This window comes from Nocardiopsis suaedae (assembly GCF_027706745.1).
GTDB lineage: Bacteria > Actinomycetota > Actinomycetes > Streptosporangiales > Streptosporangiaceae > Nocardiopsis_A > Nocardiopsis_A suaedae.
Genome location: NZ_JAQFWP010000001.1, coordinates 210,456 through 232,159, shown reverse-complemented (window position 1 = coordinate 232,159; position 21,704 = coordinate 210,456). Strand labels below are relative to the sequence as shown.

General features: G+C 73.0%; 18 protein-coding genes and 1 tRNA gene. 14 read left to right on the top strand and 5 right to left on the bottom strand.

The annotated features are described in order from the left end of the window. The first annotated feature begins 23 nt into the window (after window positions 1-23). The 3 genes from O4U47_RS01015 (at window position 24) to O4U47_RS01005 (ending at window position 3,026) form a co-directional block, all read left to right on the top strand. Window positions 24-512: a MarR family winged helix-turn-helix transcriptional regulator gene (locus tag O4U47_RS01015; RefSeq protein ID WP_270675164.1), complete on the top strand. Its 489-nt coding sequence runs from the start codon at window positions 24-26 to the stop codon at window positions 510-512. Between the two features lie 108 nt (window positions 513-620). After that, window positions 621-1,493 (top strand): DUF1963 domain-containing protein, encoded by an 873-nt coding sequence (locus tag O4U47_RS01010; protein ID WP_270675162.1) that lies wholly within the window; start codon window positions 621-623, stop codon window positions 1,491-1,493. 99 nt (window positions 1,494-1,592) lie between these two features. After that, window positions 1,593-3,026, top strand: a complete 1,434-nt coding sequence (locus tag O4U47_RS01005; protein WP_270675160.1) for an outer membrane protein assembly factor BamB family protein — start codon at window positions 1,593-1,595, stop codon at window positions 3,024-3,026. Window positions 3,027-3,133: 107 nt separating this feature from the next. Here O4U47_RS01005 and O4U47_RS01000 read toward each other — a convergent pair. Then, window positions 3,134-3,207 (bottom strand) — tRNA-Met (locus O4U47_RS01000). 334 nt (window positions 3,208-3,541) lie between these two features. Here O4U47_RS01000 and O4U47_RS00995 point away from each other — a divergent pair. Next, window positions 3,542-4,531 carry a malate dehydrogenase gene (locus O4U47_RS00995; protein ID WP_270675158.1) on the top strand — a complete coding sequence of 330 codons (990 nt, stop codon included), beginning with the start codon at window positions 3,542-3,544 and terminating at the stop codon, window positions 4,529-4,531. Window positions 4,532-4,718: 187 nt separating this feature from the next. Here the strand turns inward: O4U47_RS00995 and O4U47_RS00990 are convergent, their stop codons facing one another. Further along, the gene (locus O4U47_RS00990; RefSeq protein WP_270675156.1) at window positions 4,719-5,327 is read right to left on the bottom strand and encodes a TetR/AcrR family transcriptional regulator; all 609 of its coding nucleotides are present in this window, start codon (window positions 5,325-5,327) and stop codon (window positions 4,719-4,721) included. A 219-nt stretch (window positions 5,328-5,546) separates the two neighbouring features. Between O4U47_RS00990 and O4U47_RS00985 the strand changes: the two genes are divergently transcribed. Further along, window positions 5,547-6,983, top strand: a complete 1,437-nt coding sequence (locus O4U47_RS00985; protein WP_270675154.1) for a carboxypeptidase regulatory-like domain-containing protein — start codon at window positions 5,547-5,549, stop codon at window positions 6,981-6,983. Between the two features lie 127 nt (window positions 6,984-7,110). After that, window positions 7,111-9,630 carry a DEAD/DEAH box helicase gene (locus tag O4U47_RS00980; protein WP_270675152.1) on the top strand — a complete coding sequence of 840 codons (2,520 nt, stop codon included), beginning with the start codon at window positions 7,111-7,113 and terminating at the stop codon, window positions 9,628-9,630. Between the two features lie 31 nt (window positions 9,631-9,661). Here O4U47_RS00980 and O4U47_RS00975 read toward each other — a convergent pair whose 3' ends face one another. Continuing rightward, window positions 9,662-10,006, bottom strand: a complete 345-nt coding sequence (locus tag O4U47_RS00975) for a YciI family protein (RefSeq protein WP_270675150.1) — start codon at window positions 10,004-10,006, stop codon at window positions 9,662-9,664. Window positions 10,007-10,151: 145 nt separating this feature from the next. On the opposite strand from O4U47_RS00975, the gene O4U47_RS00970 reads away from it, so the two are divergent. Genes O4U47_RS00970 through O4U47_RS00960 form a run of 3 tightly spaced genes read left to right on the top strand, consistent with a single transcriptional unit; the run spans window position 10,152 to window position 12,817 of the window. Continuing rightward, on the top strand, window positions 10,152-11,513 hold the full coding sequence (locus O4U47_RS00970) for an alkaline phosphatase family protein (RefSeq protein ID WP_270675148.1): 1,362 nt from the start codon (window positions 10,152-10,154) through the stop codon (window positions 11,511-11,513). Window positions 11,514-11,555: 42 nt separating this feature from the next. Beyond that, window positions 11,556-12,314, top strand: coding sequence for a RibD family protein (locus O4U47_RS00965; RefSeq protein WP_270675147.1), 759 nt, complete (start codon window positions 11,556-11,558; stop codon window positions 12,312-12,314). Continuing rightward, on the top strand, window positions 12,311-12,817 hold the full coding sequence (locus tag O4U47_RS00960; protein ID WP_270675145.1) for a cytidine/deoxycytidylate deaminase family protein: 507 nt from the start codon (window positions 12,311-12,313) through the stop codon (window positions 12,815-12,817). Before O4U47_RS00965 ends, O4U47_RS00960 begins: the two co-directional genes overlap by 4 nt. Window positions 12,818-13,078: 261 nt before the next feature. On the opposite strand, the gene O4U47_RS00955 is transcribed toward O4U47_RS00960, so the two are convergent. After that, on the bottom strand, window positions 13,079-13,981 hold the full coding sequence (locus O4U47_RS00955) for a helix-turn-helix domain-containing protein (RefSeq protein ID WP_270675143.1): 903 nt from the start codon (window positions 13,979-13,981) through the stop codon (window positions 13,079-13,081). Between the two features lie 189 nt (window positions 13,982-14,170). Here O4U47_RS00955 and O4U47_RS00950 point away from each other — a divergent pair, with 189 nt between their 5' ends. From O4U47_RS00950 to O4U47_RS00930, 5 genes are all read left to right on the top strand, one after another. Next, window positions 14,171-14,446: a hypothetical protein gene (locus tag O4U47_RS00950; protein ID WP_270675142.1), complete on the top strand. Its 276-nt coding sequence runs from the start codon at window positions 14,171-14,173 to the stop codon at window positions 14,444-14,446. Between the two features lie 394 nt (window positions 14,447-14,840). After that, a complete protein-coding gene (locus O4U47_RS00945) occupies window positions 14,841-16,379 on the top strand; it encodes a glycoside hydrolase family 15 protein (protein ID WP_270675140.1) in 1,539 nt (512 codons plus the stop codon). 42 nt (window positions 16,380-16,421) lie between these two features. Beyond that, the gene (locus tag O4U47_RS00940) at window positions 16,422-17,915 is read left to right on the top strand and encodes an ABC transporter substrate-binding protein (protein WP_270675139.1); all 1,494 of its coding nucleotides are present in this window, start codon (window positions 16,422-16,424) and stop codon (window positions 17,913-17,915) included. A 214-nt stretch (window positions 17,916-18,129) separates the two neighbouring features. Continuing rightward, entirely contained in the window at window positions 18,130-19,140 is a 1,011-nt protein-coding gene (locus O4U47_RS00935; RefSeq protein ID WP_270675137.1) for a carbohydrate ABC transporter permease, read from the top strand. After that, the gene (locus O4U47_RS00930) at window positions 19,140-20,051 is read left to right on the top strand and encodes a carbohydrate ABC transporter permease (RefSeq protein ID WP_270675135.1); all 912 of its coding nucleotides are present in this window, start codon (window positions 19,140-19,142) and stop codon (window positions 20,049-20,051) included. Before O4U47_RS00935 ends, O4U47_RS00930 begins: the two co-directional genes overlap by 1 nt. Before the next feature lie 75 nt (window positions 20,052-20,126). On the opposite strand, the gene O4U47_RS00925 is transcribed toward O4U47_RS00930, so the two are convergent. Next, the gene (locus O4U47_RS00925) at window positions 20,127-21,587 is read right to left on the bottom strand and encodes an aldehyde dehydrogenase family protein (protein ID WP_270675133.1); all 1,461 of its coding nucleotides are present in this window, start codon (window positions 21,585-21,587) and stop codon (window positions 20,127-20,129) included. Window positions 21,588-21,704 lie beyond the last annotated feature (117 nt).

Here is a 21,704-nt window from a genome sequence, read left to right as displayed (position 1 = left end):
AAACTACTTTGGGAGCAAAGACATTGTCAACGGAGCACGGCACCGGATCGGACCGCCCCGGGGAGAACGGCCTCACCGCCGACGAAGGCGTGCGGACCATGCTGCTGCTGATGCCCCGCCTGGTGGGCCGCGCCAAGCGCACGCCGGTCCCCGAGGCGCTCCGCTCCCTCGACCTGGCGCCGCGGCACCTGTCGCTGCTGGCCTTCCTGCTCTTCGAGGGGCCCCTGACCGTCAACACGCTCGCGGCGCGGCTGGAACTGGCCCCCACGACGGTCAGCCTGATGGTCGGCGAGCTGTCCCAGAAGGGCGTCGTGGAACGGGGGGAGGACCCGGCCGACCGCCGGAGGACGATCGTGTCCCTGGCCGAGGGCAACCGGAAGGCGGTGGACGACTGGCTCGCCGTCGGCGCCCGCGCCTGGTACACGGCCCTGGAACCGCTGAGCCCCGCCGAACGCCGAACGGTGGTCGAAACCCTGCTCACCTACGAGCGCGAGGTCGCCCGGGAGGGCTGACGGCGGACGACGCCCGGAACCGAAACGGTGCTTCGGGCGCCCGATTCATTGCCGTGTTCGGATCCTCGTCGTTTGCGGGGTGTCCCGGCGCTCTGGTCGGATCCCGGCATGGACATGACCGAGGCCGCCGCCGTATTGCGGCAACAGTGCGTGGACGACTTCGGGGAGGCCATCGGGGGGAGCCTGGCCGCGATGGCCACGCCCGGTTTCGAACTCACCGACGCCGCCCCGGACCGCCCCCGGACGGGATCCTGCCGGTTCGGCGGGCCCGCCCTGCTGGAGCCCGGCACGGTGTGGCCGGAGCACGAGGGCGTGCCGCTGAGCCTGTTCGCCGTGTTGGACACCGGCGCGCTCGCCCACTGGCCGGGCGAACACCACGGACCGGGTCCGAGGCTGCTCAACATCTTCTATTTCGAGACCCCCGACGACTCGTTCCGCCCGGCGCGGTGGTCTCCGTGGGAGAGCTGGGCCGATCCGCGGGTAGAGGACGCGAAGGCGTCGTGCGCGGTGATCGCCGCCCGCCCGGAGCGCGCCGAGGAGGCCCAGACCCCGGAGATGGCCACGGTCTTCCCCTCCACCCCGCAGCACGCCGCGCCAATGCTGATGACTCCGGACGAGTGGGACGACGCCCTGGGACACCTGGACCTCCACGCGATACCCGAGTTCGCCGCGGCGAGCGAGTTCGAACGGGACTATCCGGAATTCTTCCTGTCCCGCCACTTCCGCCGCGGGCCGGGCCGCCTCGTGCGGCCGGACGGCAGCGGCGAGGATCACGGCCCGAGCTCGGCGATCGCCTTCGGGTGGCCGCGGACCATGTCCGGTGCGTACACCAAGGGCGGCCGGGACCGCCCGCTGCTCCAACTGTCCACCAACGACCTGTGGAGCTGGTCCGAAGGCGGCTCCGTCCACATCGTCCTGCCCGGCGAGGACCTGGCCGCCGGTGACTACACCGAAGCCGCCGCCTACGTCGACGGATGGTGAGGGCAGCGAGGGAAGCGGATCCCCCGCTTCAGGTCGGCCCAGGAACCTGCCCGCTGTCCGTTGAGGCGAATCCCCCCGAAACCCCCATAGAATCCCCGCATGGCACGGCACGGGATCGCCTTGGCGACCGCCTTTACGTTCCTCATCCCCCTCAGCGCCTGCTCCTTCTTCGAAGAACCGTTGAACCTCGACTTCGAAGCGACGGCGATCAGCCCTGACAAGCCCTTCGCCTGTGACGGAGCGGACGCCTGCGACGAGCCCGGCGCGGTGCGTTGGTCGTTGCCTCTGGAAGGTGACTACTTCCTGTACTGGCGCAATAATAGTTCGCCTTCCATCTTCGCTTCCTCCGACCCCGATAACGTGAGCGGGGCCTACGGCGAGGGCGTCTTCTACTTCACGGAAGGGAACCGCATCACCGCTGTCGACACCGCCGGACCGGCCGTTCTGTGGACCGAGGCGATCGACCCGGACCGCGCGGGAGACATCTCCTACCCGCACATGGTCGGCGACGACATCATTCTCGTCGCCGAAAAGCTCCACGAAAACGACGACGACGCCGGGGTCGACGACCTCATGTACGTCGTCGACCCCGGCTCCGCGGGGTGGCAGCGCGTCGACATCTCGTCGCGCTACTACTCCGACCCGTTCCTCCGCGATGACGGCACGCATGTTCTCGTGAAGCCCAGCGTCGTCGGCGAAAACCTCATCGTCGACGTGGACGACGGTTCCGTCGCATGGTCGGGGTACTTCGAAGAGACCGACGGCGCCAGCGAGGTCCTTTCCGATGAATCGGCCGCCATCACGGACGATGCCGCATACACCTTCACGAGAATGCCGGTCAGGGGTCACTTCACCCGGATCCTTCGATGGGACACGGGTACGGGCGAACTGGCCGAGACGATCGAGCTCGGGGACGGCGTCGACATCCCCACGAACGCCGCGCTGGTCGCCGCGAACTCCGAAGTCCTCCTCGCATCCACCGGAAACTGCGAGGCGACCCCCTGCTCGTCTCCGGGAGGGCTCTGGGGGCTCGATCCGCGGACCGGCGAACCGCTCTGGGAACGTTCCGAAGGGTCCGACGAGGAGGCGATCTTCATCGCCCTCGAAGGCGGCGAGCACGGAGATACCGTCTTCGTTCAGGGCCTGGACGGCGCCCCTTTCGCGCTGGATCCGAAGACCGGTGAAGAGGTCGACACCGCCGTCGCCCCCCGCCATCTCCCCCATGTGTTCGGGTCCAGGGACACCGTCCGGACCGGGTCGCGATTCCTGTGGTCCGACACGCGCCCCGACAGGCAGGAGCGACTGTCGGCCCCGCTGCAGGCGACCGGCCCCGGCTTGTGGGGCGGGGAGGAGTTCCTCGTCGACTTTGCGCTGGGGACGCGGTTCCTGACCTCCTACACCGAGGACGGCAGTGTCATGGGGGTCTTTCTGGCCTGCGCCCCTGACGGCCTGAAGGCGGTGGACCGAGGCGACATCGACGCCACCGAGCAGTGCACGTCCCCACGGCTGTTCGCGGTGGACTACGGCATCTAAGCGGCCGACGGGCCACCGGTCGCCCCCCCGGCCCGGCTCCCGAAGCGCGAAACCCCAGCACCATGGCACACAACACCCATGGCCTGGGGTTCCTCGATGCGCGGTCGTAGGGAGGGCGGGGCTCGAACCCGCGACCCAGGGATTATGAGTCCCCTGCTCTGACCGGCTGAGCTACCTCCCCGTGTTCCCGCCGGACGGCCGGTCCACCGGTTCCGGGGCCTCAGGGCCTCCGCGCGCCGTCATCTTACAGGGCGTCGCTGCGCGACCGCAGCGACGGGACCGCCGGACGGCCCGCTCCGCCGGGCTTTCCGGCACGCGGTCCGCTGGACCGGCGGGACGGCGGGACGGGCGCGGCGCGGGGCGGGGGCGCATACGTGCCGCGACCGTGGGCAATAGGGTGGTCCTGCGCCCGCGGGTGTGTTCCGGCCGTTCGGGCCGGGGGCGGCCGGGCGGGGCGGCGGGCCGCGAGATAGCATCGCGGGTCGCACACACGTCACCAGGAGAAGAAGAAGGTCATGGCCCAAGTACCCGTCAATGTCACCGTCACCGGTGCCGCCGGCCAGATCGGCTACGCGCTGCTGTTCCGCATCGCCTCCGGGCAGCTGCTGGGTCCCGACACCCCGGTCAGGCTCCGCCTTCTGGAGATCCCGCAGGCCGTGAAGGCCGCCGAGGGCACCGCGATGGAGCTGGACGACTGCGCCTTCCCGCTGCTCAAGGGCATCGACATCTTCGACGACGCCCGTCAGGCCTTCGACGGCGTCAACGTCGGCCTGCTCGTGGGCGCGCGCCCGCGGTCCAAGGGGATGGAGCGCGCCGACCTGCTGGAGGCCAACGGCGGGATCTTCAAGCCCCAGGGCGAGGCGATCAACGCCGGCGCCGCCGACGACGTGCGCGTGCTGGTGGTCGGCAACCCGGCCAACACCAACGCGCTCATCGCCCAGGCGCACGCCCCGGACGTCCCGGGCGAGCGGTTCACCGCCATGACGCGCCTGGACCACAACCGGGCCCTGACCCAGCTCGCCAAGAAGCTGGGCGTGAGCATCAACGACATCAAGAAGATGACCATCTGGGGCAACCACTCGGCGACCCAGTACCCCGACATCTTCCACGCCGAAGTCAACGGCACCACCGGGGCCAAGGCGGTGGACGACGAGGCGTGGCTGCGCGACGACTTCATCCCGACGGTCGCCAAGCGCGGCGCGGCGATCATCGAGGCCCGCGGGGCCTCCTCGGCCGCCTCCGCCGCCAACGCCGCCATCGACCACGTCCACGACTGGGTCAACGGCACCCCCGAGGGCGACTGGACCTCGGCGGCCATCCCGTCGGACGGCTCCTACGGCGTCCCGGAGGGCATCATCTCCTCCTTCCCGGTCACCTCCCGCAACGGCGAGTGGGAGATCGTCCAGGGGCTGGAGATCGACGCGTTCTCCCGCGAGCGCATCGACGCCTCCGTCCAGGAACTGGTCGAGGAGCGCGAGGCGGTGCGCAAGCTGGGCCTGGTCTGACCCGGCACGGCTCTCGTTCTTAGGGCTCGAGGGCGCGTCCCCCAGGGGGCGCGCCCTTTTCGCGTCTCCAGGGGCCGGTGGGCAGGGGCATGCGCGGCGGGTGCGCTCACGCGGTGCCGTGGAAGGCGTAGGAGGTGCGGGAGGCCGTTCACGCGGGTGCACACGTCCGAACAGCGCTCCTGCCGACTCACTCCGGCGGAGGTGTGAGGCCCCGCTCGACGCCGTCGAACGCCTCGGACAGGACCAGCGAGATGTCCCGCTCCTCCACCGCCCCCTGCCACACGTTCACGGCGACGTGCACCGCCGTCACCGCCACGGCCGCCACCAGCCGCACATAGGGGTCGTCCGCCCCGCGCCCGGTGCGCTCGCCCAGGCCGTCGCGCAGGGCCAGGTTCAAGGTGCGGGCCGCGACCATGCCCCGCTGGAGGAGCTGCGGGTGCGCGCGCAGGAGTTCCGCCTCCTGGTGCCACGTGTCGCCCGCAACCGCCCGCGCGATGGACTGCTCGACGACCGCGCGCACCGCCTCCAGCGGCTCCTCCTGCGGCGGCCGCGCGCGCACGCGCCCCGCGACCTCCTCGTAGGTGTCACGGGTGAACGGCAGGAGGGTCTCCTCCTTGGAGTCGAAGTAGTTGAAGAAGGTCCGGGGGGACACCCCGGCCTCGGTGCAGATCTCCTCGACGGTGACGGAGGTGGGCCCCCGCTCGGTGAAGAGCCGCACCGCCGCGGTGCGCAGGGCCTGCCGGGTCATCCTCTTCTTTCGCTCGCGCAGTCCGGCGCCCTCATCGGCCGTCGTCATCGTGCGCTCTGCGCCCCTCACCTCGTCGCTCCCGGATCCGCCGGGCACGACTGTACCGGCGCGGGGCGGCGGTCCGGGTCCACGGCGGTTCACAAATAATTACACTATTGCATTTTTGCATTACTGCACGTTTTCGCCTACCGTGGGGGCATCCCCCCGTGTGCCGTCCGCCGCCCCGCCCCCTGCCCTGCCCGCGACCCGTCCTGCCCGAGGTGACACGTGCCCAACGAGACCGCGACGTCGCCCGGCGGCGCCTCCCGCGCCCTGGAGACCGCCCGGACCCTGGCCAACGCCCTGTGGTTCCCCGTGCTCTTCGCCGCCGGCTTCATGTTCTGCTACCTGCTGCCCTTCCACAGCCCCGCCCCGCACGAGCTTCCGGTCGCGGTCCAGGGCGAGGAGGCGGCGGCCGCGGTCTCGGTCGCACTGGAGGACGCCTCGCCCGGCGGCTTCGACGTCCTGCCCACCGACGCCCCCGAGCAGGAGGTCCTGGACCGCGACGCCGTGGCCGCCTACGACCCGGCCCACCACGAGCTCTACGTCGCCGGGTCGCTCGGCGCCGCCCTGCAGCAGACCGCGGTGTCGACCTTCACCCCGGTCGCCGCCCAGGACGGCGCCGAGCTGGAGGTCACCGACGCCGCACCGGCCGCCCCCGGCGACGGCATGGGGATGTCGCTCTTCTACCTGGTGCTCACCTGGACGCTCACCGGCTACATCTCGGTGATCATGCTCTCGGCGCACGCCCCGCACCTGCGCCGCCGCGCCAAGGTCCTCACCGTCGCCGGGTTCGGCGCCTTCACCTCGGTGTTCTGCTACACCGTCGCCGACGTGCTGGACGCGATCCCGCACGACCTGTCCGTCATCCCCATCGCGTTCCTGCTCACCCAGGCCGTCTCCTGGACCTGCCTGGGCCTGGCCCCGTTCGTCACCAAGTGGCTCCCCGGCGTCGCGATGACCGTGTTCGTGCTGCTGAGCATGCCCTCCAGCGGCGGCGCGATCCCGCTGCCGATGGTCCCGGAGTTCTTCCAGAGCCTGCACCCCGTGCTGCCCATGGGCCGCGCTCTCGACGCCATCCGCGCGGTCCTGTACTTCGACGGCGCCGGGCTGTGGCCCGCGGTGGCCGTGCTCGGGGGCTGGCTGGCGCTGGGCGCCCTGCTGCTCGCCGCGGCCACCGTCCGCGAGCGCTCCCGGCGCCGCGCACCCGGCGCGCACGCGGGAGGGCGCACGGGCGGCGCCGTTTCGGAGGAGGCCGACGACGCGGCCGGGGACGGGCCCGGGGCCGACGCCGCGCCGTCCCTGATCGGCCGGGTCACCGACACCTCGGGGCGCCCCGTGGCCGGTGCCGTGGTCAGCGTGGTCGACCACGCGGGTCGGCACGTCGCCGCCCTGGAGAGCGGCACCGACGGCGCCTACAGCGGCACGGGCCTGCCCGGCGACCGGCTGACCCTGCTCGCCTCGGCGCCCGGCCACTCGCCCCGGGTGGCGCGGGTGACGCTGGACCACGGCGGGCTCGTCCACCTGGACTTCGCGCTCTACCCCGACGACGCCGCGGTCCGGGCGCCCGAATCCGGCGTCTCGGAGGGCTTCCTCCCGGTGTCCGGCCGACGGGTGCCGCTGGGCCGCCGGGTGCGCGAGATGAACGGCGGCGGAACCGCCTGACCGGGGAAGCCGCGCATGCCCCGGCCCCTCCCCCGCCGTCCCGCGCGGGAGGGGCCGTCCCTCTCCCGCCGACGCTCGTCCACAGGTACGAGCGGCGTGAAGAAGGCAGTGCCGAGGAGGAGGCAGTATGGAGAGCGTGAGTCTCCTTGAACAACTTCCGGCCCGGCCCGAACCCGACACCGTCTTCGAGGCGTTCGCCTCCTGGGCCGAGGAGCGTGGCCTCACCCTCTACCCGCACCAGGAGGAGGCCCTCATCGAGGCCGTCTCCGGCGGCAACGTCGTCCTGAACACCCCCACCGGCTCCGGAAAGAGCCTGGTCGCGGCCGGTGCGCTGTTCGCGGCGCTGTCGCGGGACGAGTGCGCCTTCTACACCGCGCCGATCAAGGCCCTGGTGTCGGAGAAGTTCTTCGACCTGTGCGCGGTCTTCGGCACCGACAACGTCGGGATGATGACCGGCGACGCCAGCGTCAACGCCGACGCGCCCATCGTGTGCTGCACGGCCGAGGTGCTGGCCAACATCGCCCTGCGGGACGGGGCCGACGCCGACATCGGCACCGTGGTCATGGACGAGTTCCACTTCTACGCCGAGCCCGACCGCGGCTGGGCCTGGCAGGTGCCGCTGCTGGAGCTGCCGCAGGCCCAGTTCCTGCTCATGTCGGCCACACTGGGCGACGTCAGCCGGTTCGAGGAGGACCTGACGCGGCGCACCGGCCGGTCGACCGCCGTCGTCGCCTCGGCGGAGCGGCCCGTGCCGCTCTACTACTCCTACAGCAAGACGCCCCTGCACGAGACGCTGGAAGGGCTGCTGGAGGGCCGCGAGGCGCCCATCTACATCGTGCACTTCACCCAGGCCCAGGCGGTGGAGCGCGCGCAATCGCTGACCAGCATCAACATGTGCACGCGGGCCGAGAAGGACGCGATCGCCAAGGAGATCGGCAACTTCCGCTTCACCACCAAGTTCGGCAAGAACCTGTCCCGGTACGTGCGGCACGGCATCGGCGTGCACCACGCGGGCATGCTGCCCAAGTACCGGAGGCTGGTGGAACGGCTCGCCCAGGCCGGCCTGCTGAAGGTCATCTGCGGCACCGACACCCTGGGCGTGGGCGTCAACGTGCCCATCCGGACCGTGCTGTTCACCGCGCTGAGCAAGTACGACGGGACCAAGGTGCGCCGCCTCAGCGCGCGCGAGTTCCACCAGATCGCCGGGCGCGCGGGACGCGCGGGCTTCGACACGGTCGGCAACGTCGTGGCCCAGGCGCCCGAGCACGTCATCGAGAACGAGAAGGCGCTGGCCAAGGTCGGGGACGACCCCAAGAAGCGGCGCAAGGTGGTGCGCAAGAAGGCGCCCGAGGGGTTCGTCGGGTGGGACCAGTCCACTTTCGAGAAGCTCATCGCCGCCTCGCCCGAGCCGCTGAAGTCCCGGTTCAAGGTCAGCAACGCGATGCTGCTGAGCGTGATCGCCCGGCCGGGCGACTGCTTCGCGGCCATGCGCCACCTGCTCACCGACAACCACGACGACCGGCCGCGCCAGCGCAAGCACATCAGCGAGGCGATCGCGATCTACCGGTCGCTCATCGACGGCGGCATCGTGGAGAAGCTGGAGGAGCCCGACGGCGACGGGCGCACCGCGCGCCTGACCGTGGACCTGCAGCCGGACTTCGCGCTCAACCAGCCGCTGTCCACGTTCGCCCTGGCCGCGCTCGAACTGCTCGACCGCGCCTCGCCCACCTACCCGCTCGACGTGCTGACCATCGTCGAGGCCACCCTCGACGACCCCAGGCAGATCCTCGGCGCGCAGCTCAACAAGGCGCGCGGGGAGGCCGTGGCCCAGATGAAGGCCGACGGCATCGAGTACGAGGAGCGGATGGAGCGGCTGGAGGAGATCGAGTACCCCAAGCCGCTGGAGGAGCTGCTCGACCACGCCTACGAGGTGTACCGGCGGGGGCACCCGTGGGTCGGCGACCACCCGCTGCGCCCCAAGTCGGTGGCCCGCGACCTGTACGAGCGGGCGATGACCTTCACCGAGTACGTGTCGTTCTACGAGCTGGCGCGCTCGGAGGGGCTGGTGCTGCGGTACCTGGCCAACGCCTACAAGGCGGTGAGCCAGACCGTCCCCGAGGACGCCAAGACCGAGGAGCTGCACGACCTCATCGAGTGGCTGGGCGAGCTGGTGCGCCAGGTCGACTCCAGCCTGCTGGACGAGTGGGAGCAGCTCACCAACCCGGAGGAGGACGAGGAGCCGCAGGCCGCCCAGGAGGAGCGGCAGCGCCCCGTCACCGCCAACACGCGGGCGTTCCGGGTGCTCGTGCGCAACGAGATGTTCCGCAGGGTGGAGCTGTCGGCGCTGCGCCGGTACGTCGAGCTGGGCCGCCTGGACGGCGAGGACGGCTGGGACGCCGAGGAGTGGGAGGAGGCCCTGGAGGAGTACTTCTCCGAGCACGACACCGTCGGCACCGGCCCCGACGCGCGCGGCCCGAAGATGCTGTCCATCGAGGAGGACGGGGAGCACGCGGTGTGGCGGGTGCGCCAGGCCTTCGAGGACCCCGAGGGCGACCTGGACTGGGGCATCTCGGCCGAGGTCGACCTGACCGCCTCCGACGAGGAGGGCCGCGCGGTGCTGCACGTGACGGACGTCGGCCGTATGTGACCGGCCTCCCGGCCGGAGCCGGGAGGCCGGTTCACCCGGCCATGACCGGCCGGACCTCGATGGTCTCGGGCGTGGGCCAGGTGCGGGCGATCTCCACGGCCTCGTCGCGGTCGGCGGTCTCGACCAGGATGTAGCCGCCGAGGGTCTCGTCCCCCGGGACGGCGGAGCCCTCGGTCGCGGCCCGGACACCGTCGGCGCCGACGCGGACGGTGACCGGGGCCGTCTCCTCGGTCTCGAAGGCGTCCCCGCCGACGAGCCGGCCGGTGGCGGCCATCTCCCCCATCCAGGCCTCGATGGCCGTGCGGTGCGCCGCCCGATCACGCTCGATGGACGCGCGGGAGGCCGTGTTCTCCAGGATGACGAGGGCGAACTTCACGTATTCTCCTCTGCTCTCGGCCGGACCGGACCCGGTCGGTACTTCGGTGCGGGGACACCCTCCCGGACGGGTCTGACGATTCCGGCCCCGGCGGGGTTACGATCGCCGCGTCCGCGTACCGACGCCCGACCCGAGGGGGTCCGCCGTGGCCGGTCACCGTGTCGCATCCGCCGCCCGTACCGGAGAGCCGGGTGGGGCCGCCCCGTCCCGTGCACCGTCAGGCGCCCTCCCGGACCCCGACCCCCCGGGCACCGGAGCCTCCGCCGCGGCCGCGCCCGCGCCCGAGCGCTCCGCGGAACCGGGGCGCCCCTCCGGCCCGGTCATCCTCATCGACTGGGACGGCGTGGCCCCCTCCTACCTGGACGAGCACCTGGACGCGTGCGCCCCTGTGCTCTCCGGGCTCATGTGGACCGGGTCGCACGCCACGATGGGGGGAACCTACAAGTCGGTCTCCAACCCCAACCGGGCGAGCGCCGCGACCGGCGCCCGCCCCGAAGTGCACCGCAACACCGCCTACGTACTCGACCCGGCGACCGGGAAGGCGCGGGGGCAGACGCGCACCATGCGGGCCGAGACCCTGGCCGAGGCGCTGCGGCGGCAGGGCCGGACGGTGCTGTCGGCCGGGTGGTACATCGTGGAGGACCGCGGCACCGCCTACGGCGACCCCGAAGGCCTGTACACCCAGGCCCGCACCTGGGAGGAGAACGTCGACGCAGTGGCGGCGGCCCTGCGCGGCGAGCCCGTCGACTCGGACGGGACACCGGTGCGGCTGCCGCGGATCCCGGACCTGATCGCGGCCTACTCCGCCGACCTCGACACCATCGGGCACCGGGAGGGTCCCCGCTCACCGCGGATCCCCGAGCGCCTGTCCGGGCTCGACGCGGGGCTGGGCCGCATCGTCGCCGAGGTGCGCCGCGCGGGGCTGCTCGGGCGGACGACCTTCGTCCTCGTGTCGGACCACGGCATGACCGGCTACACGCGCTCCCTGGAGCCCGCGGTGTTCCGGGCGATCACCGGTGCGGGGTTCTCGGTCGAGCGACTCTACTCGGGACAGGCGCCCGACCCCGCGACCGAGGTCGTCCTGACGGCGAGCCCCCGCGCCGCCAACGCCTACCTGCGCGGCGCCGCGGCCGCCCCCGAAGGGCGCGCCCGCCTGCTGCGCGCCCTGCACGGCCTGGACGAGCTGGAGGCGGTGCTCACCCGCGAGGACCTCGACGCCCTCGGCGCGGCGCCGGAGGAGGGCGACCTGACCCTCGACGCCCGGCCGCCGTTCGCCTTCATCGACCCGGACGCGGTGGGCGGCACGGAGCGCGGCGGCCACGCGAGCCTGCGCGAGGCCCACGCCCCGCTGACCCTGTCGGGCCCGGACGTGCGGGCGCGCGGCCGGCTCTGCGATCCGGGGATCATCGACGTCGCGCCGACGGTCTGCCGCCTGCTGGGCGCGGCCCCGCCCGCGCATGCGCAGGGGAGGGTCCTGGACGAGGTGCTGGTCCCGCGCCGGGCGTAGCGGCCGGGTGCCGCGCGGCGCCGGGACGCTAACCTGTCCGCCATGGACCGTCCCTACACCATCCTGAGCTGCGCGGTCTCGCTCGACGGGTATATCGACGACGCGAGTCCCGACCGCCTCCGGCTATCCAGCGACGAGGACTTCGACGAGGTCGACGCCCTCCGCGCCGAATGCGACGCGATCCTCGTCGGAGCGGGGACGGTCCGCAAGGACAACCCGCGCCTGCTGGTGCGCTCCCCCGCCCGCCGCGAACGGCGCCTCGCCGCCGGGCGCACGGGCGACCTGGTCAAGGCGGTGCTGAGCGAGAGCGGGAAGCTCGACCCGGGTGCGCGCTTCTTCGTCACCGGCGACGCGGAGAAGGTCGTCTACACGGGCGCGAGCGCCTACCCGGCGGCGGAGCAGCGCTTCCTGGGCGCTCCGGGGACCTCGGTCGTCGACGCGGGCGACCCGCCCGCGCTCGGCGCGATCCTGGACGACCTGGCCCGGCGCGGCGTGAGACGGCTGCTGGTCGAGGGCGGGACCCACGTGCACACGCTGTTCCTGACCAGCGGGCTGGCCGATGAGCTGCGCCTCGCCGTCGCGCCGTTCTTCGTCGGTGACGCCACGGCACCCCGGTTCACGGGGCCGGGGGTCTTCCCGGACGGGCCGGGGACGCCGATGCGCCTGGAGGAGGTCCGGCGGCTCGGGGAGATCGCGGTGATGCGGTACAGGTCCGAGAGGGCCGCGGCCCTTGCCGGAGGCCTGGGGGCGGATGGGGACGACGGGGCGTTCGATGCCCCCGCCCCCGGAGCGGACCGATGACCGACCGGCCGGAGACCGGAGACCCCGCGACCGCCGACGACCGCGACCGGGCGCTCCTGCGGAGGGCCATCGAGCTGTCCCGCCTGTGCCCGCCGTCGACGACGGCGTTCTCGGTCGGGTGCGTGATCGCCGACCGGGACGGGGAGGTCATCGCCGAGGGGTACTCGCGCAGGGACGATCCGCACGACCACGCGGAGGAGACGGCGCTCAGGGACCTGGGCCCCGATGAGGGCCGACTGGCGGGCGCGACACTGTACAGCTCCCTGGAGCCCTGCGGAAGGCGCGCCTCCCGCCCGCACCCGTGCGCAGATCTGATCCTGGCGACGCCGATCCCCCGCATCGTCTACGCGTGGAGCGAGCCGAGCGTATTCGTCGAGGCGACGGGCGCGGCGCGCTTGGCCGGTTCCGGCCGCTCCGTCGTCCACATCGCCGACCTGACGGGCGCAGCGACGGCGCCGAACGCCCATCTCCTCCGAGGCGGCGATACCCCCTCGGAATACTGATCCCGGCGTAGCGCCCACATTACCGGGTACACCCCGTATCAGAGAGCGCTCCCCAGACGCCGGACAGGGCGCATCATGGGCGAAAAAACTTCTCTAGAGACGACGCTGGGAGGCAAGGGATGCAGGACGACGACTGAGGGAGCCGCAGGAACCACAGAGGCGACTCCCGCAGCCGCCACAGCACGTCATTAACTCGCATCTCCGTCTACACTGCGGCCGACGAGATTATTCTTCATCCATGCCCCACCTTTTCTACGCGGCTCACCGCCACGACCAGGCGACACCGCAGTATTCATCATCGAGATCATAGAAATCAGAGAAAATGAAGCCCCCCGTCACACTCGACAGAGGACTCGCCTGGTCCGCACTGTAGTCGACGTAATCGGCCGCCACGCGAGAGCGGGCCCTGTAAGACCAGGCCGATACCGGAATTTTACTCTCGTGAAACCACACCCTCACAGAACACTTGAGGGTTTGTCCGGATGCGTAGTGGCGGATACGCGGAACGGCCGGAATGTCCGAATCAACCCTGATGCGATAGGCCACGGAGGCATCGACCCCACCGACCGACGCAGGAGCCTCAAGCGCGAGCACCGCGCTGATCGACCCCATGTGCGACTCGTCGCACCGGACCAGACTGCACCCGTATTCCGGTTGAATACTCAGAACACCGGGGTTCGGGTCGGTGGGATACGTGTACCTCACACTCACGAAGGACACCTCGGCCGACACAGGCGATATGGTGCGTATTGCGGTGATCTCCTTTATCTCCCCGCGCCCGCCCAGGAGGTAACTCGACTCAGTGCTGCGGATCCGGTACGCCGACCTGATGTCGGCGTGGCTCGACGTCGCATCGAGATTCACCTCCCAGACACCTTCGACCCCCTGCGCATTCCGTGCGGCCTCCCGCCGTCCACTGGCGGCGACCTTGGCCCGTTGATACGCGTCCATCACTCGATTGCGGTCACAACCGAAGCGGGTGACATACGTGAGGAGGAATTGCCTGGACGGCATCACCCTGCCGTTCTCGACATTGGACACGTGGCCGCTGGAGAACCCCTCCACCTGCCGTGTCGTCGCACCGGCCGCGGTGCGGGCGGCCCGAAGGAGCTCTCCCAGGATTCTCAGCTCGGGGGAGTTCGGCTCGTGGGCGGATCCGGCCATGGGGGCTCCCTTCCGGGTGACCGTTCCTGCTTGCTTGCCCGCTTCCCGTGCTTGCTCGCACGGATTCTGTGTATCGGCAAGCATTCCCCCCATGTGCTCCCCTGATGGTGGCCGGACGGTCCGGGGTGGCCGAAGGCGGCCACCTCCGGGCGGCAGTCCGGTGGGTCGGTCAAGGGAGGAGGACGGTCCATGGCCGTTCTGTTCACCGCCCTCGCCTGCTTCATCGCGGGGGCGATCACCGGATGGATCCTCACGTCGAACCACGCCACCTGGTCGATGGACCGCATCGTGGCCCGCCAGCAGCGCGAGATCCACTACCTGCGCGAACTCCTGGTCGAATCCGAGACGGCGGCGCGCCGGGCCGCCGCCGACGCCGCCCGCCACGTGCGCGGCGCGGACCAGCGGGGCGGCGACCGCAAGCCGTCCCGGAAGAACGTCGACAAGGACGTCGACGGCGTGCACTGAGTCCGTGCGCTGAGTCCATGCACGCAGTTCGTGCACCGAGTCCGCGCACCGCGATCATGCACCGAACCGATCGGCCGGCCGTCCGGCCCGGACGGCCGCAGCCTTCGCGGGCTTCCCACCGGGGATTCCCGGCCCCGGTGGGCGAGTGAACGGTACGGGGCGGCGGGCCCGCACCCGGTTTTCCCCGGACCGTGATCCGGGCTTCGGATCCCCCCTTTTTCCCGGCGCTGTGTCCTCGTTCGTCCCGGCCGGTCACAGGCGCACCGCGGCCGGATAGGCCGGGTCTGGTCAGACGGCCCCGGAATGGGGACGATCGGCGTGCAGGGTGAACGCCCCTCCCGCCCTCCGGTCCCTGCGGCGGGAGCCGGGCGGTGCAGCGAGCGAGGTGGTCCCCATGCCCGTGCAGGACGGCGCACCGGACACGGGCGTGCCGCTGGGGACGCGGGGCACCGCCTGGTCCCCTGAGACCCGGTTGTACACCGACGGGGTCGCCGAGGGCGCCGACGGCTCCCCGCTCGCGCTGCCGCCGCACTCGGACCGGCTGCGCATCCCCGGAACCGCCCTGCTGGACCCGCGCTGGCCGCTGGAGGGGGCCGCACCCGCCGACCCGGCCGCCGTCGCCGCGCGCCGCGCCGGACTCGCCGCCGCCCGGATCCCCGGACAGGCGTCACGCTGGTGCGACATGGCGCGCACCGCCCTCATCGACATCCGGGCGCTGCTCTTCCCCAACGGCGCGATGGTGGCCGCCGCCAGCCCCCACTGGCGGTACGTGTGGCCCCGCGACGCCTCCTACTGTGCCGTGGCGCTGGCCCTGTGCGGGCTGCGCGCCGACGCGGTCCGCGTGCTCGCCTACCTGGAGCGGGTCCTGCCCCATGCGGGCCCTTGGCAGGCGCGGTACCTGCCCGACGGGTCCGGGGACGCACCCGACGACCGGGGCGTCCAGCTCGACGGCGCCGGGTGGGTGCTGTGGGCGGCGTGGACCGTGGAGAGGTTGAGCGGCGATCCGCACCTCCCGTCCCCGACCGTCGCCGTCCCGCCGGTCGGCGGCGCTCCGACAGAGCTCCCGGTCGGGCGCGACGCGCTCGCGTCCTTCCCGGACGGGGCCGCGGATTCTCTCCACTTCAGGCCTGAGGAGGCGCTGCGGCCGGAGGGGGAGCGGCCGGGCCGGGAGGGTGCGGAGCAGGTGCCGTCCGCCGACGACCTCGCCGCCGTCGAGCGGCTCGTCCCGCGCGCGCTGGCCGTCGTCGAACAGTCCCTCGACCCGCGTACCCGCCTGCCGCGCCCCTCCCCCGACTACTGGGAGAAGCGCACCGACGACCTCACCCTCGGCACAGCCGCGCCGCTGGCCCTGGGTGCCAGGGCGGCGGCAGCGCTGACCGGGGACCCGGAGACCGCCGAGCTCGCCGCGGAGATGGAGGCGGCCGTCGAGGCCCGATTCGCCCCCGACGACTACCCGCGCACCGTCCCCCGAGCACCGGACTCCCCCACCGCACCCACCGACCGCGTCGACCCCGCCGATCGCGGCGGCCGTGCGGGCGGCCGCGACGCCTCCGTCGCCTTCCTGCTGCCGCCCTTCGCCCCCGCCCGCCCCGGCCCACACGCCGCGTGGCTGCGCACACTCGACGCACTGCGCGTGTCCAACGGCGGCGTCCGCCCCGGCGAGGACTGGCCCGACCCGGTCACCGCCTGGACCCCGCAGGTGTCCCTGTTCGCGATGGCCGCCGCCTGCCTGGGCGAGCGCACCGTCGCCGCCCGCCTGCTCGACTGGCTGGACGCACGCCGCACCCGCCTGGGCGCCCTTCCGGAGAAGGTCACCGCCGCCGGGCGCCCGGCCGCCGTGGCCCCGCTCGCCCTCACCGGGGCGTGCGTGCTGGCCGCCCTCGCCGCGTTGGAGGGCCGCCCGCCGCCCGTCCCGCCGATCCCGCCCCACTGACCCGGCCGCGCCGCGACCGGCCGCCGCCCCACGGAGGTGCCGATGCACGAGCCGCGCCCCCCCCCCCGCCCCGACCCCCCACCGCCCCCCCCCGGCCCCGCCCCGCCCCCCCCCGCCGACGACCGGGCCGCACCCCCGGCCGCGGCCCGCCGCCCCCGCCACGGCCCCGGCTCCGCTCGCCGCCCCTTCTGGGCCGCCGGTGCGGCCCTGCTGCTCGCGCTCACCGCCTGCCAGGCCCCCGAGGACCAGGGCGCCCTGGTGTTCTGGACCCCGCACGTCACCCCCGACCGCCTCGCCCAGCAGGAGGCCACCGCCGCCGCGTTCACCGAGGAGACCGGCGTCGACGTGGACGTGGTGCCGATGTCGGCCGAGGACCAGAACCAGAGCATGGCGGTCGGCTCCGCCTCCGGCGACGTGCCCGACGTGGTGCTGCTCGCCCCGGACCAGGCCGCCGCCTGGTCCGCCCAGGGGGTGCTCGACGCCGGGACCGCGGACGCGGTCGTCCAGGAGCTCGGCCCCGACACCTTCAGCCGCAACGCCCTGGACATGGTCACCTTCGAGGGCGTCCCCGCCGCCGTGCCCAGTGACGGCTGGGGCCAGGTGCTCGTCTACCGGGCCGACCTGTTCGAGCAGGCCGGGCTCGACCCGCCCGCGACCCTGGAGGACGTCGCCGACGCCGCCGAAGAGCTCGACGGGGACGGCAGGGCCGGGATCGTGCTCGGTACCGAGCCGGGCGACCCGTTCACCACGCAGACCGTGGAGGCCCTGCTGCTGGCCGGGGGCTGCGAGCTGGTGGACGGCGCGGGCGAGGTGGCCCTGGAGGAGCCCGCGTGCGTGGACGCCTTGGACGCCTACGCCCGCATGGCCGGGGCGTCGGTCCCGGGCGACCAGGACGTGGAGACCACCCGCGCCGCCTATCTCTCCGGTGAGGCGGCGATGCTGTTCTGGGGTTCGCACATCTACGACGAGCTGGCGGGGCTGGCCCCCGACTTCCCGCCGACGTGCCCGGAGTGCTCCGACGACCCGGAGTTCCTCGCGGAGAACTCCGGAACGGTGGGCGCCCTGAGCGCCCCCGACGGATCGCCCGTGCAGTACGGGCTCACCCTCAACCTGGGCGTGCCCGTCGGTGCGGACACCGCGGACGCGCGGGCCTTCGTCGAGTACCTGATGGGGCCGGGCTATGTGGAGTCTCTGGAGGTGTCCCCGGAGGGACGGGTCCCCGTGCGGCCCGGCACGCCCGACGAGCCGGAGGTCTACGCCGAGGCGTGGTCGGAGCTGCCCACCGGGGAGGACGACGACAGCCGGGCGCCGCTCTCGGAGTTCTACGGCGAAGCGGTGATCGGGGACATCGTCGAAGGTGCGCAGTCCTTCCGCAGGTGGGGCTACGGCACCGAGCACGCGGCGTTCGCGGGCCCACTGGCCGCGCAGAACACCCTCGCCCAGGAAGTCGGGCCGCTCTTCGAGGGCGAGGAGCCCGCGGTGGTCGCCGCGTCCATGGCCGATGCGGCCCGCGCGGTCAAGGCCGACACGGAATGACGTCCTCTGCCGCCTTGAGGCGGGTGGGCCCCGGCGGCCGCCCGCCGGGGCTCCTGCTCCACCGGCGACCGCCCCGTCCGGCGGGACTCCCCTTGAGGTCGGACACCGTCTCCACAGGCGGACCGGCGGCGATTCGGCGTTCCCTGCCCTGTGCCGCAGAGGCTCCGTTCCCCCTCCGCCCTGAGGGCCGGGCCATCCGCCGGGGAAGGCCCCGATGACCGGGCCATCAAGCGGCGCGGGGGCGGGCGGCGGTGCATCGGCGCCCGTCACCGGCCGCCGCCCCCGCCGCGGGTACCGCCGCCGACGCGGCCTGACCCGCCGCGCCCGTGAGGAGCTGCACGGGCGGCTGCTGGTGGCCCCCACCCTGCTGGTGGTGGGCGGGGTGGTGCTGCTGCCGTTCGCCGCCGTGGTCGTGCTGTCCATGCAGGAGCTGCGGCTGATCGAGATCCGCACGCTGAGCCCGGCCGACCTGGGAGTGTCCCTGGCCAACTTCGCCGGGGTGCTCACCGCCTCCGGGTTCTGGGCGGCGGTGCGCACCACCCTCGTGTACGCGACCGCGACCACGGCGGGCTCGCTGGCGGCCGGGCTCGCCCTGGCCCTGGCCCTGCGCCGCCCCTTCCGGGGGCGGGGCCTGATGCGGGGCCTGGCGCTGGTGCCGTACGTGCTGCCGGTGGTGGCGGCGGCCACGATCACCGAGATGCTGCTCGACCCGCAGTACGGGGCGGTGAACGAGGCGGGCCGCCGGTTCCTCGGCTGGCAGGCGCCGGTCGACTTCCTCACCGAGCACCGCATCGACGTGGCCGGGCTGCCGGTCCCGGCGGCGCTGAGCACGGTGGTCGCCTTCGAGGTGTGGAAGTCGTTCCCGCTGGCGTTCCTGTTCCTGACGGCGCGCTTGCAGGCGGTCCCCCGGGACGTGGAGGAGGCGGCGGTGGTGGACGGCGCCTCGCCGCTGCAGGTGTTCCGGTACGTGCTGCTGCCGCAGCTCGCCGGTGTGCTGGGGGTGCTGGCCCTGCTCCGGTTCATCTGGTCGTTCCAGAACTTCAACGACGTGTACCTGCTGACCGGCGGCGCGGGCGGCACCGAGGTGGTGGCCGTGCGGGTGTACCGGGAGCTGGTGACGAACGCGGACGTGGGGTCCGCGGCGGCGCTCGGGGTGCTGATGACGGCCGCCCTCGCCGTTCCGCTGCTGCTCTACTTGCGCCTGGTGCGGAAGGGGCGGCTGTGATGCCCCCCGCCGCCCCGAAGAAGGGGACGCCCGGCGCGGCGAGGCGCCGGTGGGACCGGCATGCCGTGGAACGGCGCGTGCTGGGGGTCGCCCGGGTCGTCGTGATCGTCCTCGCGGCCGTCGCGGCCGCCGGTCCGCTCCTCTACGGGGTCGTGCTGTCCGTGCGCCCCTTCGCCGCGTTCGTCGCGGACCCGCTGGCGCTCCCCTCCCTCTCGGAGATCGACATCGGGACCTATGCCACCGCCCTGCGCTCGGAGGAGGACGGCGGGTTCGGCCTCGCCCGGTTCATGCGCAACTCGGCGTCCGTCGCGGCTTGGACGACGGTGCTGACGGTGGCCTGCAGCGTCCTGGGCGCCTATGCCGCCGTCCGGCTGCGCTTCTTCGGCCGCGACACCGTCAACGGGTTCTTCCTGGCGGTCTACCTCTTCCCCGGCATCGTGCTGGCCGTCCCGCTGTTCGTGCTGTTCAGCCGGATCGGCCTGACCGGCACCCTGACCGGGCTGGTGCTGATCTACATGGCCCAGACGGTGCCGGTGGCGCTGTACATGCTGCGCGGCTACTTCCAGGCGGTGCCGGCCGGGGTGGAGGAGGCGGCCGAGGTCGACGGGTGCAACCGGCTGCAGGTGATCGTGCGGGTGGTGCTGCCGATGGCGCTGCCGGGGATCACCGCCACCGCGCTGTACGTGTTCATGATCGCCTGGAACGAGTTCCTGTTCGCCCTGCTGTTCCTGGTCGGCGACCGGGAGCGGTGGACGGTGTCGCTGGGCATCGCCCGGCTGGGCGACTTCGCCGTGCCCGCGCCGGTGCTGATGGCCGGGTCGATCGCGATCACCGTGCCGGTGGTGGCCGGGTTCCTGCTGGCCCAGCGGCTCCTGGTGTCGGGCCTGACCGCGGGCGCCGAGAAGGGGTGAGGGCCCCGCCCCCGGCCCCGGCCCCCGGAGCGAGGCCGGGGGACCGGGGCCGGGGGCGGACCGGGGCCAGGGGGTTCAGAACGGGTACCGCTCGATGTCCGCCTGCATGGTCACCCACTGCGTCTCCGTGAACGCCTCGACGTTCGCCGCGGTCCCGCCGAACCTCGACCCCGTTCCCGAGGCCCCCACCCCGCCGAAGGGGGCGGTGGCCTCGTCGTCCACGGTCTGGTCGTTGATGTGCACCAGCCCCGCCGGGATGCGCTCGGCCAGTGCCGTGCCGCGCATCGGGTTGCCGGTCAGCACGCCCAGCGACAGCCCGTACTCACCCTCCGACGCCAGCGCGACCGCCTCGTCCTCGGTGTCGAACGCGATGACCGGAGCGACCGGCCCGAACACCTCCTCGGCGTAGGCGGGCACCTCCGGCCCCACCCGGTCGAGCACCGTGGGCCGGTAGAACAGGCCGTCGAACACGCCCCCGGCGCGCAGCCGCGCCCCGGCGTCCACGCTCCGCGTCACCAGGCCGTGCACCCGGTCCCGCTGGCCGGCGTCGATGAGCGGTCCGAGCGCGGCCGGGTCGGCCGCCGGGTCCGCCACCGCCAGCGCGTCGGCCTTGGCCGCGAGCCGCTCGGCGTACTCTTCGGCGATGGAGGAGTGGACGATGTGCCGACCGGTGGTCATGCAGATCTGCCCCTGGTGCAGGAACGCCCCCCACGCCCCGGCGGAGGCCGCCGCCTCGACGTCGGCGTCGCCCAGCACCACCAGCGGCGAGTTGCCGCCCAGTTCCAGGTGGACCCGCTTGAGGTGGCGCCCCGCCGCCTCGCCGACCCGGCGCCCGGCCGCGGTCGACCCGGTGAAGGACACCACGCGCACCCGCGGTTCGGACACCAGCCGCTCGCCCGCCTCGGCGCCGCCGGGCAGCACGTGCAGCACCCCTTCCGGAAGCCCCGCGCGGCGGAACACCTCGGCGACGACCGCCCCGCCGCACACCGCGGTGCGCGGGTCGGGCTTGAGGACCACGGCGTTGCCGAGCGCCAGGGCGGGCGCGACCGACCGCATGGCCAGGATCAGCGGGAAGTTGAACGGAGAGATCACCCCGACCACTCCGGCGGGCACCCGCCGGGACAGGCTGAGCCGCGGCTTCGCCGTCCGCAGCACCTCCCCGGCCGGCTGGGAGGCCAGCGCCGCGGACTCGTAGGCCTCGGTGACCGCAAGGTGCGACTCGAAGCCCGCCTTGCCCTGGGCCGACCCGGCTTCGCGGACCAGCCAGTCGGCGATCTCGCCGGCGTGCTCCTCGAAGAGGGCGCCGGCGCGGCGCAGCACGGCGGCGCGTTCCTCGAAGGAGGCCGCCGCCCATCCCCGCTGGGCGCCGGCGGCGCGCGCGGCCGACGCCGTCACGTCGTCCGCGTCGGCCATGCCGATCCGGACCAGCTCCTCCCCGGTGGCCGGTGAGGTGGCGGGGGCGTCGCCGCCGCGCGGCTTCGTCCAGTCGCCGGTGAACACGCGTCCGCCGAAGACGGCCGGGTCGAGCAGGGACATGCGGTCCTCCATAGGGAAACGGCGGTCCGTCCGGGCAGGACGGCACGAAGGGTAAGGACGGGTGGAACCGGAACCGGCGGGTCGGGCGACCTGCCGAACCGGTTCCCGCGCGCGCTC